Source organism: Bradyrhizobium cytisi, assembly GCF_008123515.1.
Classification (GTDB): domain Bacteria; phylum Pseudomonadota; class Alphaproteobacteria; order Rhizobiales; family Xanthobacteraceae; genus Bradyrhizobium; species Bradyrhizobium cytisi.
The window spans coordinates 1-13,025 of sequence record NZ_VSSR01000097.1 but is presented as its reverse complement, the minus strand read 5'-3'; the positions used below and the strand labels follow the sequence as shown (position 1 = coordinate 13,025).

General features: G+C 58.8%; 10 protein-coding genes and 1 pseudogene. 5 read left to right on the top strand and 6 right to left on the bottom strand.

Going from position 1 to position 13,025, the window contains the following annotated elements:
* Nucleotides 1-276: 276 nt before the first annotated feature.
* A pseudogene (locus FXB38_RS39740) lies at nucleotides 277-837 on the bottom strand (ABC transporter permease); the annotation flags it as partial.
* Between the two features lie 74 nt (nucleotides 838-911).
* Between FXB38_RS39740 and FXB38_RS39735 the strand changes: the two are divergent.
* Nucleotides 912-1,289, top strand: a complete 378-nt coding sequence (locus FXB38_RS39735; protein ID WP_148756343.1) for an LLM class oxidoreductase — start codon at nucleotides 912-914, stop codon at nucleotides 1,287-1,289.
* Nucleotides 1,290-1,627: 338 nt separating this feature from the next.
* Here the strand turns inward: FXB38_RS39735 and FXB38_RS39730 are convergent, their stop codons facing one another.
* Entirely contained in the window at nucleotides 1,628-2,512 is an 885-nt protein-coding gene (locus FXB38_RS39730; protein ID WP_148756342.1) for a MaoC/PaaZ C-terminal domain-containing protein, read from the bottom strand.
* A gap of 1,267 nt (nucleotides 2,513-3,779) precedes the next feature.
* On the opposite strand from FXB38_RS39730, the gene FXB38_RS39725 reads away from it, so the two are divergent.
* From FXB38_RS39725 to FXB38_RS39710, 4 genes are all read left to right on the top strand, one after another.
* Nucleotides 3,780-4,037: a hypothetical protein gene (locus tag FXB38_RS39725; RefSeq protein ID WP_148756341.1), complete on the top strand. Its 258-nt coding sequence runs from the start codon at nucleotides 3,780-3,782 to the stop codon at nucleotides 4,035-4,037.
* Nucleotides 4,034-5,215 carry an acyl-CoA dehydrogenase family protein gene (locus FXB38_RS39720; protein WP_148756340.1) on the top strand — a complete coding sequence of 394 codons (1,182 nt, stop codon included), beginning with the start codon at nucleotides 4,034-4,036 and terminating at the stop codon, nucleotides 5,213-5,215. Before FXB38_RS39725 ends, FXB38_RS39720 begins: the two co-directional genes overlap by 4 nt.
* 4 nt (nucleotides 5,216-5,219) lie before the next feature.
* Nucleotides 5,220-6,356 (top strand): acyl-CoA dehydrogenase family protein, encoded by a 1,137-nt coding sequence (locus FXB38_RS39715; RefSeq protein WP_148756339.1) that lies wholly within the window; start codon nucleotides 5,220-5,222, stop codon nucleotides 6,354-6,356.
* Nucleotides 6,357-6,585: 229 nt separating this feature from the next.
* A complete protein-coding gene (locus FXB38_RS39710) occupies nucleotides 6,586-7,758 on the top strand; it encodes an acetyl-CoA C-acyltransferase (RefSeq protein WP_148756338.1) in 1,173 nt (390 codons plus the stop codon).
* 532 nt (nucleotides 7,759-8,290) lie between these two features.
* On the opposite strand, the gene FXB38_RS43345 is transcribed toward FXB38_RS39710, so the two are convergent.
* The 4 genes from FXB38_RS43345 to FXB38_RS39695 form a co-directional block, all read right to left on the bottom strand.
* Nucleotides 8,291-8,458: a hypothetical protein gene (locus FXB38_RS43345; protein WP_187435477.1), complete on the bottom strand. Its 168-nt coding sequence runs from the start codon at nucleotides 8,456-8,458 to the stop codon at nucleotides 8,291-8,293.
* A 478-nt stretch (nucleotides 8,459-8,936) separates the two neighbouring features.
* On the bottom strand, nucleotides 8,937-9,821 hold the full coding sequence (locus FXB38_RS39705; RefSeq protein ID WP_148756337.1) for an acyl-CoA thioesterase: 885 nt from the start codon (nucleotides 9,819-9,821) through the stop codon (nucleotides 8,937-8,939).
* 362 nt (nucleotides 9,822-10,183) lie between these two features.
* Nucleotides 10,184-11,668, bottom strand: a complete 1,485-nt coding sequence (locus tag FXB38_RS39700; protein ID WP_148756336.1) for a carnitine 3-dehydrogenase — start codon at nucleotides 11,666-11,668, stop codon at nucleotides 10,184-10,186.
* A 14-nt stretch (nucleotides 11,669-11,682) separates the two neighbouring features.
* Nucleotides 11,683-12,579: a beta-keto acid cleavage family enzyme gene (locus FXB38_RS39695; protein WP_148756335.1), complete on the bottom strand. Its 897-nt coding sequence runs from the start codon at nucleotides 12,577-12,579 to the stop codon at nucleotides 11,683-11,685.
* Nucleotides 12,580-13,025: the final 446 nt, after the last annotated feature.

Below are 13,025 nucleotides of genomic sequence, written 5' to 3'. Positions count from 1 at the left end.
GCGTTGGAGTCACAACACTAGCTCTTGCCGAGGCCGGCAGAACCGATCAGAGATGAATTGCGGTCGCAGGCCGCGTACGCTGTCTAAGAAGCGTCAATCCCGGACTGACAGGTTGATCCGCGCGGTTCAGGAGATATTCCTCTGCGAGAAAGTCGTGATGGTGATGCAGTCCTCAACGTGATTTACCCCGATCATTGATTTTCGGTTGCGGTGCGGCTGCGCAATGAATTCGTGACAGTATATGACTTCTGCAAGCGATCCGGCTGCGCAGCAACGTCAGGCGGTGCGAATGCCGCGCAGACGCTCTGAGAGCCGCCTCAACAGTTCGATTGTAGTTAACATGGCGATGGAGAACAGGATCAGCACGGTAGCGGCAGCCGTAATGATCGGACTGATCTGCTCACGGATGCCGGAAAACATGACTTTCGGCAGGGTACGTTGCTCGGCGCTCCCGACGAAAAGAGCAATCACGACTTCGTCGAAGGAGGTGAGGAAGGCGAAGAGCGAACCAGAGATGATACCAGGAAGTATGAGCGGCAGGGTAACTTTGAAGAATCCGGTGATCGGCGGCGCTCCTAAACCCGCCGCTGCGCGGGTCAAAGCCTGATCGAAGCCTGTCAGCGTCGCGGTCACGGTGATAACGACGAAGGGCGTGGCCAACGTGGTGTGCGCCAGGATCAACCCTGCAAAGGTATTGAGCAGCCCGACATCTGCATAAAAGAAATAAACCGCGACCGCTGTGATAACAACCGGCACGATCATCGGCGAGATCAGTACAGTCATGACCGCTGTTCGCCAGGGGAAGTTCGGCAGATTGAGCCCGAGCGCGGCTAGCGTCAGGCAATACGAGCCATTGTCGTGGTCGCCTCTTCGACTGGGGAGATACGAATCGATGAGATACTGTGCATCTAATGCGTTTCCTGACCGCGGCGATAACATTCCAAGGGGCGTTTCGGGATCTACATCGTGGTCGGATTTCCTCCGGCAGCGCCGCTCAAGTTCGGGTGAGCCGCCTTGAGCATGACCTCCGCTACGAGATGACGGACGAGTTGATGATTGTCGCGAAGCGACTTTGGCTATCGGAACTCAATTTCACAAACGAAGCTCAATTGTGCTCTCTTGAGAATGCGTTCTCGCGTGCCGAGCTTAGCTCTGGGCGATCAATTCTTGTTATCGCGTTTACCGGCATCTCTTATGCCACCGAACGCTCGGATGTCATGCGGATCACCAGTCCGGCTGACGATAACACGCGCATTGACGCGCTGCGAGCGCATGCGGCCCGAACTTGATACTCAGACAGCTATTTTTGGCCGAACATCCGAACCATCATCAATCCGATAATCTTGCGGGAGGGAAACCGAGGCGAGGAAACGGGCCATTCGGCGAAGATGCGGCGCTGTAGAGAGCCATCGGTCTTGTGGGGACTTCGTGTTCTCCGCTTGCGCGTTTGCAACCACAAGTAATGCATTCTGGGAAGCGCCTGCAAACATGCCGATATCATGGAACGATTAGGTCTCTTCTGCGATCGCGGCACGCCTTCACGTGGCATTCTGGCTTGGAGCGCAAGCCGCGTAAAGAGTCCTCTGCCGCTGAAGAGGCGCCGCCGCCGCGCAGCACGACAGTGCGCCTAGGCACGCAGCACCGTCTTTCCGTTCTTGAGCACAGTCGCATCGCGATCAATTACGCGAGCCTCGAACGAGATCACACTGCGGTCTCGCCAGAGATCGATAGTGATGGCGTCGCCGGGGAACACTGGTGCCGAGAAGCGGGCTTGGTGGCTCAGGATTTTTGTGGGATCGTAATCGCAAAACTCTTGCAGCATGGCCCGGCAGGTGATCCCGAAGGTACACAGGCCATGCAGGATCGGTCGCGAGAAGCCAGCCTGCTTCGCGACGTCAGGATCGGAATGAAGCGGATTGAGATCGCCATTCAGTCGATAGAGCAGGGCCTGATCCGGCCGGGTCTCAAATAGGACTGACGAGTCGGGCTTGCGGGTGGGCACTGGGTGCGGCTCGGGCGCACCTTGCGACGGCCCGCCGAAGCCTCCGTCTCCGCGGGCGAAAGTGGACTCGGTGAGAGTGGCTACCTTCTCGCCTTTTTTGTCGATCCACACGGTCTCATCGACGACGACCGCACCTTTGTCCTTGCCCTTATCGTAAGCGCCGATCGTGCGAGTATTGGCCGTGATTGTGCCGGACGACGGCAGCGGCTTGTGCAGCTCGACCTTCTGTTCGCCATGAACCAACATCAGCAGATTAAGCTCGCTGATCCGGAGGCCTGACTTCTGGTCCGACGCGGGCTTGGCATACCCTCCCCTGCCCGAAGCTAGCACTGTGGCCACTGTCGGTGCGACCTTGAGATGCTTCTCGTACACGAACGACAGCTCGCGCTCATTCATTGGATCGCGGCCCATGCCAATCCCAAGCGCGTATAGCATCACATCCCTCTCACCATAGCTAAAGGTGCGCGGCTCGGTCTTCTGCTCCAGAATGTCAGGGTAATAGATCGGCAAGGAATACTCTCCGGAATTTGGGTTAGATTAAGGGTGTGATCAACCGATAGTTAAGTCCGCCATTCCCTTATCGCTCTGGATATCTTGTGGAACATGTCTCGGCGGCTGGCGACCGCCATTCGCGCACCGCGGACAAGATGGCCCATACGACTTTCTAGTGTACACTTGTGCCACTGTTTGCATCTAGCACGCAGTAGGTTGACGTGGCCGATACCTCGCCGCAGAGCCAGCGGAGAGAACGGGATGCGAAGCTTTCCGAGAGAGAGAGAGAGACTGCCCATCACCGTCACACAGCCTTCGCGTATTTGTTCAAGGATGCGATTGAGACCCGCGAATGTTCTGGAAAGCCCGGCCCCGACTTGAAGCAACTGTAGTGCAGCAAAACGCGCGCGTATCGGCGAGGTCGCACTAATATCCACCCCGCTGAAAGTGGGTCGAAGGTCATCAGAGATTCAGGCGCCGCGCTCGGCGTTCCTGGGTATTAATAGTGCGGCGAACGACGGCGGCTTGTGAATAAGGTCGCGGATAGCTCCGCGCTCGTCGCGAGCAAACGAGCCCCTATCGACCATCACTACAGATTTCGATGCCTGAGAGCGTTGCACTCGAATACGACCAATGGTGACCACAACGTTCGACATCGGCGGTATGTCACTCAAAGCCGCAATTTGCGCTCTCTAGCGTAAAAGATCTCGCTCAACGTAGTTGACGCGAGCACCATCTCGTAAAGGGCTCAGCTCGTTCGTGGCAGCCCTTTCTGATTGCAATACTACATTTCTCACCCTCCGATTCACCTCTTGTTTTTGAGCAGTTGCAGGGCATTGATGCATTCTTGGCGAGATCAATGCAGTTTTCCTGCTTAAGGTTTGTCGATCGCTCCGTTTGGTTTCGTGTCACCTCTGCTTGCGTGCCACGTGGCCACCTGCTGCAGCACCGATGTTGGCGTTAAACTGAAGAGCCTCACACCGGGTTCTAACGTGCTAGCGGCCCCAAGCCATCGTCCCCGTTGAATCCAGTGCCTCTGATTAGAGAATCAAGCACGCTTGTGTCGGCTGGAATGCATCACTCTAGAAAATGCGGGCAAAATCAGCGTGTGCTGCCCATCCCCAATCGCGCCGCGAACTTCGACAGTCAGGTCGTTTTTAACTGGAAAACTGCACGGAATTGCCAGAACTTAGCGGTTTTATTCACTGGGGTAACGTTAGCGTTGTTGATCCTAAGCGTCGATGTATTAGGCCAGCTGCAACTTGGCTATACTTGAAAGCAGAAAATGGCTTCAGAAAATCTGATGTTGAGCAATGGAGGCGCCTTGCAGCGGGTCAGCAGCCAGCGCGCCATTGATGCCGAAATTCCTTCGATACATCGCGGTGGTTCGCTGCCCTACGGTGATAGTTTGTTCTGCGACACACTTTCCCTTCCGAACATTGCGCGCGGGCTGAGACGGCGCGCGCCGCGGATTAGCAACACGCTCAAAATGTCGGAGCGGCCGCTGCGCAGCTTCGCAAAGCGGGAGGGACTTACAACGTGAGCGATCTTGAGACGTTCCGTCGGGAGACGCAGGCATGGCTCGAAGCGAACTGCCCGCCGGAGATGCGCCAACCGATCCGTTCGGAGGATGATGCCGTCTGGGGCGGCCGCCGAGCCGTTTACAAGGACCCCGCCCAAAAGGTCTGGTTGGACCGCATGGCTGAGAAGGGCTGGACAGCGCCGGACTGGCCAAAGCCATACGGTGGAGGTGGGCTTTCTCCCGAGGAGGCAAAGATCCTCCGAAGCGAAATGAGCCGTCTCGGTTGCCGCACTCCGTTGAGTTCGTTCGGGCTTTACACGCTCGGTCCGGCGCTCCTCAAATATGGCAGCGAGGAACAGAAGCTTGAGCACCTGCCAAAGTTGGTTCGCGGCGAAGTTCTTTGGTGCCAAGGCTATTCCGAGCCGGGAGCTGGCTCCGACCTTGCATCACTAGCTACCCGGGCGGAGGACAAGGGGGACCATTTCCTGGTGAATGGCCAAAAGATCTGGACCAGCGATGCAGAAAAAGCAGACTGGATTTTTTGTCTCGTACGGACAGACACCTTAAGCAAGCACAATGGTATCTCGTTTCTGCTGATCGACATGGAAACGCCTGGTGTCTCAGTTAAGCTGATCAGGCTGATCTCCGGCTACTCGCCTTTTTGCGAGACGTTTCTAGACAACGTGAAAGTGCCGAAGAAGAACCTCGTCGGTGAGTTAAACAAGGGCTGGGACGTCGCAAAATACTTGCTCAGCCACGAACGCGAGAGCCTTTCTGGCACCGGTCTAGGGATTGGCCAGCTGTCGCTCGGGGAGATGGCCAAGCGGACGGTCGGTACGGAGGCAGACGGCCGGCTGGACGATCCCGTTCTGCGTGCTCGCGTCGCTCTCTTCGAGGTCCGCGCTCAAGCGTTTATGGCCATGTCGGAACGCTTTACCGACGAGTTGAAGCACGAGCGTGCGCACCCCGCCCAGCCCTCGGTAATAAAATACTTTGGGACCGAGCTGAACAAGCAGCGGTACGAGCTGATGATGGACGCGGGAGGCTCGGATGCTCTGGAGTGGGAGAGCGAGCGGTCTCTCGGCGGCGCCCACGCTCGCGCTTGGCTCCGCACCAAGGCCAATTCCATTGAAGGCGGCACCTCCGAGGTGCAGCTCAACATTATTGCCAAGCGCATCCTCCAGTTACCCGGAGCCTAACATAGTGCCCCTCTTCCACACCGAAGACCAGGCAATGCTCGCCGATACGGTGCGGCCGTTCCTTGCTGAGCAAGCACCGGTTAGTCATATGCGCGCGCTGCGGGATGCGGACGACAGGACCGGCTTCTCGCCTGAGCTCTGGAAGCGCTTCGCTGAGCTCGGCCTGAACGGCGTCCTGATCGATGAGGCTGATGGCGGCTTAGGACTGGGACACGTCGAGGCAGGGATCGTGCTGGAGGAGATCGGCCGAAATCTCACGCCTTCGCCGTTTCTCGCGACAGCTGTGGGCGCGGTCACGATGCTAAAGGCCGGCTCGACGGCCCAGCGGGACGCTTGGTTGCCACCTATCCTTGCCGGCGAGGCCGTGGGCGTGCTTGCGGTCGACGAGACCGCCAGGCATCGGCCCGAGCGGATCGCGCTGCAGGCGCATCGGGTCGGCAACGGCTTTCGCCTGATCGGTGAAAAGCGCTTCGTGACCTACGGCCACGTCGCCGACTTCTTGATCGTTGCGGCCCGGACCGCCGGCTCCTGCGACGAGGAGCTGGGTGTCACGCTGTTCCTGGTTGAGCGCAATGTAGCGAATCTCACGGCCGAGGCAGACCGGCTCACCGATGCGAGTCTTGCCGCGCGTTTGAAGTTCGACGGGGTGGAAGTCCTCCAGGAGTCAATCATCGGCGAAATAGACTGCGGGTTTCGCAGCCTGACGAAGACGCTGAGCTCATTGCGCGCCGGCGCGTCGGCTGAGATGGTGGGAGTGGGTTCGGCCGCCCTAGAAATGACCGTCGGTTATCTTAGGCAGCGGAAGCAGTTCGGCCGCCTGATCGGCTCGTTCCAGGCACTGCAACATCGAGCCGCCCATCTTTACGCGGAGATGGAAGTGGCTCGCGCCTGCGTGCTTAAAGCCGAGCAGCTGCTCGACTGTGGCGACGCCGGCGCGGAACAGGCTGTGATGGTAGCCAAGGCTATGTCCGGTATGGCCAGCGCGCTCGCTGTTCAGGAAGGAATTCAAATGCACGGCGGCATCGGCATGACCGACGAGTATGATATCGGCTTCTACATGAAGCGACAACGAGTCTTGGCTGAGCTGTTCGGGGACGCCGACTACCATGCGAACCGCTTGGCGACGCTTGCCGGGTACTAACGGCCGAAGATGCAGGCGACGAGATCGTCGCCAGACTCTGCGAGGCTGAGTTGTCCTCGAGGCGAGCTATGTACTAGGCGGGCCAAATCAGCCGTCGAAAATTGAATCGGAACTTGCTCGAAATGCGGAACGCCTCGCGACGGACTTGGCGCGACTAGCCCAACTCGTACCTGCACCGCCAGCAGCAAGCATCCCTGCCGCACCGATCATGATCAACAGGAGTTTTCGAATGCGCGAAGCAGTTATCATTTCGACGGCCCGCACTCCAATTGGGCGAGCATATAAGGGCGCCTTCAACATCACGCCTTCCCCCACTCTCGCAGCGCATGCGATCCGAGCCGCAGTTGAGCGGTCGGGAGTCGATCCTGTTGAGGTTGATGACTTGATCTTGGGCTCGGCCCTCCCACAAGGCGTGCAACAATCAATTGGACGAACGGCTGGCTTGCGCGCTGGCCTGCCAGTATCTGTCTCTGGCATGACAATCGACCGTCAGTGCTCCTCTGGGCTGATGGCCATCGCAACCGCCGCCAAACAGGTGATCCTCGATCGCATGGATGTGGTCGTCGCCGGAGGCGTCGAATCAATTTCCACGGTGGAAACCAAGGAGGTTCGCCTCGGATCGGACCCCGAACTGGTCGCGATGCATCCCGACATTCACATGCCCATGATACAAACAGCCGAGGTGGTGGCAAAACGTTATGGCATCTCCCGGGAGCGCCAGGACGCCTATGCACTACGGTCGCAGCAGCTGACCGCGAAGGGCCAGGCCACCGGTGCGTTTGAGCGCGAGATCATTCCGGTTACGGCCACGATGGCTGTCGTTGACAAAGCGACTGGCACGATCTTCAAGAAGGAAGTCTCGCTTACTAAGGATGAAGGTAATAGGCCTGGAACGACGTTCGAAGCGTTGGCATCGCTCAAGCCTGTTGTGCGGGACGGCGTTGTTACTGCCGGCAATGCCTCCCAATTGTCTGATGGTGCATCAGCTTGTGTTGTGATGGAAGCAGAACTGGCCGCTAAGCGTGGCATCGCTCCACTCGGACGTTATGCTGGCATGGCTGTGGCGGGCATCGAGCCGGACGAAATGGGTATTGGTCCTGTGTTTGCTGTCCCCAAGTTGTTACGCCGCTTTGGCCTGTCTTCTGACGACATCGGTTTGTGGGAGCTCAATGAGGCTTTTGCCGTCCAGGTGCTCTACTGTCAGGATAAGCTCGGAATCCCCGACGAACGGCTCAACGTTAATGGCGGGGCAATCTCAATCGGGCATCCTTACGGGATGTCGGGCGCACGCATGCTAGGCCACGCGCTGCTTGAGGGCAAAAGGCGTGGCGCTCGATATGTTGTCGTGACGATGTGCGTAGGGGGCGGCATGGGCGCTGCCGGACTGTTAGAAGTCTTGTAATGTGCAGAATTCGAAGGACCTGCTGGAGGTTAAGGCCAGCAGGCACCTCGAAAAGCTTAATCTGCACGCTTCGCGTTCGGTTTCCACTCGTCGTGACGCGGCACATTGCATCAGCTGGGTGAAGGATTGGCATAAGCGCGGGCCAGCGGGTCTTGTCAAAGAACTTGCGAGCGTCAGGAACGACAGGGGCGCTCGTGGCGAAGCCATCCGCCGTACTGCCGAGGCCGTTGAATCAACGGCTACGCTGCGCCTGCGGTCACCCTCTGGTAGGCGTCGCCCCCCGGAGGTGATCGTCAGTTGATCGCCCGCGAGAGCAGCTTTTATCGGGATCAACCCGCTTACCGCCAAGCAAGCCGCGACAAGCGTGCTCGCGGCTCTCAATAACTTCCTCGTCGCTACCCTCCCTTCAATGCCTCCAGGATGGAGGCGATGTTGCCGCGCGACAATTCTCTGTTTTCCGACCGATAATTATATGGCACCGGGCTCGACCTGGCCCAAACCATCCGAATTCGGGAGCTTGATCACAAACTCATCATGGCCGCACCAAGACGCGGGCGCGCACGTAGTCGCCCAAGTAAATCAGATCGGTAACTCGCGCGTTGACGGCATTCAGCAGCGAGCCCGGCGCAGGATCCAGTATCACGCGCCCCGGCACGGCCGACCGCCCGTCGTGTTCGACATTGGTGGCGAGTGCCTTCACGACGCCCAGGAATCTCCACCTTGCAGGTCGCCCCACTCATCGCCACGAGAGTTCCGTTCAGCCGGTTGTTCGGTTGTTCTCGTCGATGCACTGGGCGACGAACGCGTCCTGCGGCTGCTCGTCGGCGGGCGCGGTTAGCTACTGGATTAAACTATCGTTGAACACCGCTTTCTTGTTCGACATGGTCAGCCCCCACCCCTGATCATGAGACACGAAGTGGCGATCCAGAGATCTTCGTCAAACCCTTCAGAGCGATGACCGTCAAGAGCGCAGCGCAGACTGTGGATCGGACGCAAAGTGCGAGTGGCGGCTCCTGGACGGCAGTAGGCAACCCAAGATCGACCCGGTTTCAAGATACTGACAGCCATATCAACGGCGGCAAGGCGTTGCGCTTTAAGCAGACCGGCACGCACTGACGCTTGAACCCATACAGGATGCCTGACGCAAGGAATGGCACTCTCATGATCATGAGTTAAGATCAACGTCGCTCGCGCATCGACGCTTCCTGGGCCACAGACGCAACTAACGTGCCATCGCGTTTGAATATTAAGCCGCGTGTGAAGCAGCGTCCACGTTGCGCGCTCGGTGACTCTTGAGCGAAAAGCAGCCAGTCGTCGGCTCGGAATGGTCGGTGAAACCAGATCGCGTGGTCAAGTGTTACCGGCAGTATCCGCCTGTCAAACAGCGAACGGCCATAACGCGCCGTCGCCGCGTCTAGCAACGACCAATCCGAGGCATAGGCCAGCGCACCAAGATGGAAAGCCGGATCATCAGGCAGCTTCGCGGCGACTTTGAACCAGTAGTGAACACGGCCATGGCCGCTCTTCAGTCCGACGTGGTGACCAATCTCGACCGGTCGCAAATCGATCGGACGATCGGGAAGTTCCACGGGAGTGCGTGGGTCATACCACCGGCGAATGCGTTCTGGCAGTTTGGCAAACAAGGGCTGCTTGGACAATTTCTCAATGGTCAAATCTTCGGGCGGGGGCACGCCGGGCATCGGATCCTGATGGTCAAGGGGGGGATTCTCCTCCCCGGCATGAAAAGAGGCCACGGCAGAAAAAATCGGATTGCCATGCTGAATCGCGGTGACGCGGCGCATCGAGTAGCTCTTCCCATCGCGCACGGCTTCTACCTTGTAGAGAATCGGCACGTGCGGGTCGCCCGGCTTAATGAAATAGCCATGTAGCGAGTGCGCTATCCGCTTCTCTACAGTGCGACATGCTGCTATCACCGACTGCCCTATCAGCTGACCGCCGTAAACCGGCTGCAAGCCCGGATTCTGAGAGACACCGCGAAAAAGATTTGCCCCGAGTGGCTCGAGATCTAAGATAGCGAGCGAGTCTTCCGAGAACTTGGACATTGACGTACTTTCGAGTTCTAATCGACGCCCCTGCAGGATATGGCACAGCCGCGAACGCCAATCCCAAATGCTCGGGGCCGACTTTTTCGAGCCTTAGTATGCGCGTGATGCGCGTCTCGTTGACGGGCAGCGCGCTCTATTTTGAAGTGCTTTGCCCAGACCAATTTTCGCGCCGCTTTGGTCCTGATTTGTGCAATCAATAGCGCGGCGGTGGCTGGATTCTACGTTTGCGCTTTGATTGGTTCACGTGCTCCTTGTTTGCGGGGGGCGTCGGGCCCGGTGGCGACGGCGTGCACGCAATTTCAGAGGTCTGAGAAGGAGTACCGTCGTCCCGCGGGTTGCGATCATTGCGTGCAGCCGGCTCAGCGCAGCCCAATGCTTGCGCCGGCGCGCTCCGGACGAGGCAACTCGGCATGCGATCGCGCGAGTTCCAGCAAGCGCTCGCGAACGTCTCCCTGCACCGCCCCGCTCCGGCCGCTGCCTGACATAACGTGAACCAACATTTGTTCACCCGTGGCTGCTGGCTTGTCGTCCCCTTCGCGGGAGAGCACGTGAAAGAGGTGCAGGCGCTTATCGTCGGCTCGCAGGACCTGCGTAAGCACCTGCACGCGGTCACCGGCGTGCAGTTCGCCTAGATGGGACAGATGCGTCTCGACTGTATAGTAGCTGCCGAGTTTTGACCGGTATTGGGCGTCGATACCGACGCAAGTGAGCAGATTGTCCGTGGCGATACCGCAAAGTTGTAGATAGCGGTTCTCTGTGATGTGACCGTTGTAGTCGACCCAGTCCGACGGCAATTCGAGGGTCGGCATCAGCAGCGGGCCAGACCCGCTGACGGGCTGCGGAATACGGTCGCGTAGCCCCTGTTCCCACCGCGCAAGCGTTTCGCCGGCACCATAGCGCTGTGAGCGCAACCCCTGCAGCACGGCAACGAAACAATCATCGCGCTGCCGTTCAAGCTCAGAGCCGGACAGGTTTTCAGTCCGCGCATCCGATTGCTCAGCAAGTTTGTTTAGGAAGGTGTCGGTGAGATCTGGCACGTCGGTTAGCTTCGACCACGGTCCCTTCAATTGCGGTCCCCATTTCTCCATGAAATGGCGCATGCCCTTCCCACCCCCGCCGACGCGGAAGGGGCCTATGATTGCCCGGCGCAGGCCGAAGGAGTAACGGACTGCATCATCGACCTCCTGCACGGTCGCCAAATCATCGTGGACAAGCCACAGCGCTTCGCGCCACATGGCTTCTTGCAGGCGGTTAGCAATGAACCCATCCACCTCCTTGCGTACAACGAGTGGATGCATCCCCACCGACTGGAAGATTTCCGCCGCGCGCGTCAGCATCTCGGGCGCCGTGCTCTGTGCGCCGCACAGTTCAACCAGCGGCAACAGGTACACTGGATTGAAAGGGTGCGCGACGAGAAAGCGCTCGGGGTGGTCCATCCCCGCAGCCAGCAATGACGGCTTCAAGCCAGACGTTGAGGAACAGATCAGTGTCTCGGACCGGGTCTCGCGACTGGCGGCCGCGAGCAGCTCCTGCTTGATATCCAAGCGCTCTGGCGCGGATTCTTGCACGAGATCGACATCGCGAACCGCGTCCGCGACTGAGTTAACCACCGTCAGCGAGCCCTCAGCGGGCAGCGGAATCCACGTCAGCCGTCTAAATGCTCGTCGCGCGCTGGCCAACGTCTCCTGGACGCGTTCGACTGCACCGGGAGCCGGATCATACAGCTTAACGTCAAGCCCGTTGAGGACAAACCGAGCAGCCCAGCCACCGCCGATTACTCCACCTGCCAGCAGACCGATCGCTCGCAGCCGCCTGGCCTCGACCAAATTTGTATTCTTAGACATGAACCTTAACTCTCTCAGACATGGACCTTGAGGGCGAGCTTCTCGCGCACTTCTTCAGGTCTCATCACCCGCACTCCGATCCCGTCGAGAATCTCCGCCGCCCGGTTGACGAGTTCCGCGTTAGTCGCCAGCCGACCGCGAGAAAGGTACAGATTGTCCTCCAGTCCTACACGCACGTTGGCGCCCACCAACGGTGCCAATGCCGCATAGGGAAGCTGCATCCGTCCGATCGAGAAGGCGGAGTAGACGGCTCGTGGCGGGAGCTGGTGGACCAGCGCCATCAGCGTGGTCAGATCGTCAGGAGCGCCGTAGCGTATTCCCATGCATAGCTGGATGAGCGGCGAGTCCCCGATCACCCCTTCTTTCACCAGGTCGTGCACGGTGACCAGTTGTCCGGTATCGAAAACCTCAAGCTCAGGACAAACCCCGAGTTCTTTGACACGCGCTGCCATCGCGCGCAGCATTCCGTACGTATTGGTCATGATGTAATGCCCCCCGGCGGAGCTCCAATTCATCGTCCCGCAATCGAGAGTGCAAATCTCCGGACGCAATTCTTCGACGTGCGCCAGTCGCTCAATCGCGCCTGGCAGATCCGTCCCCACCGGGTTCGGCGGCAAGGGAGCGTCGGCCCCACCGAGCGTAAGGTCGCCGCCCGCCCCCACGGTCAAGTTGATAACCGGATTGACCTCCGACTTCCGTATGCGCTGGACCACTTCCCGAAACAGCGCTGGATTCCGCGAGCCTCGCTTGGTCTCGGGATCGCGGACGTGGAGGTGCACCACCGCCGCCCCAGCGCGCGCCGCCTCGATCGCCGAATCCGCAATCTGCTCCGGAGTCACCGGCACATGCGGGCTGCTCGGAGCCGCCCCTCCCCCTGTAACCGCACAAGTAATGAAAACCTCGGAAATCATTCTCGCCTTCTCCTCTTTGCCAAACGGCGATGCGTTCCATTTGGTAGAAATAGTACCGGGCTCCCTATCTGAATTTGACTAATATGAGCTGCCGTGAAGGAGAAATTCGGCGCTTGATCGCCAGAACGCGAAGATTTTAGCGCGTCAGTTGGCACCGACGCGAGCAGGCCAAGGCTGGTCGTCTGCTTGAAAGAATTGGCCGGTGCGGATTCCGACGAAGTCGCCCAGGCGTACCGATATGAAGTCGCCCGGCACAAAGCATGATCCGCAGTGTTGTCGATGCCTGAATGCCGGACGGCCTTAACATACGGTCTACGTTAGCGTGACTTGTCGTTTTTGAGATAGACGCCAAAGCGGTCGTCGCGGACGGCTTCAGTTAGATCGCAGGGTCACATCACTGGCTCATGAGATCCGAGGTATTTTGAACTAGGGTCCAGACTCAATTG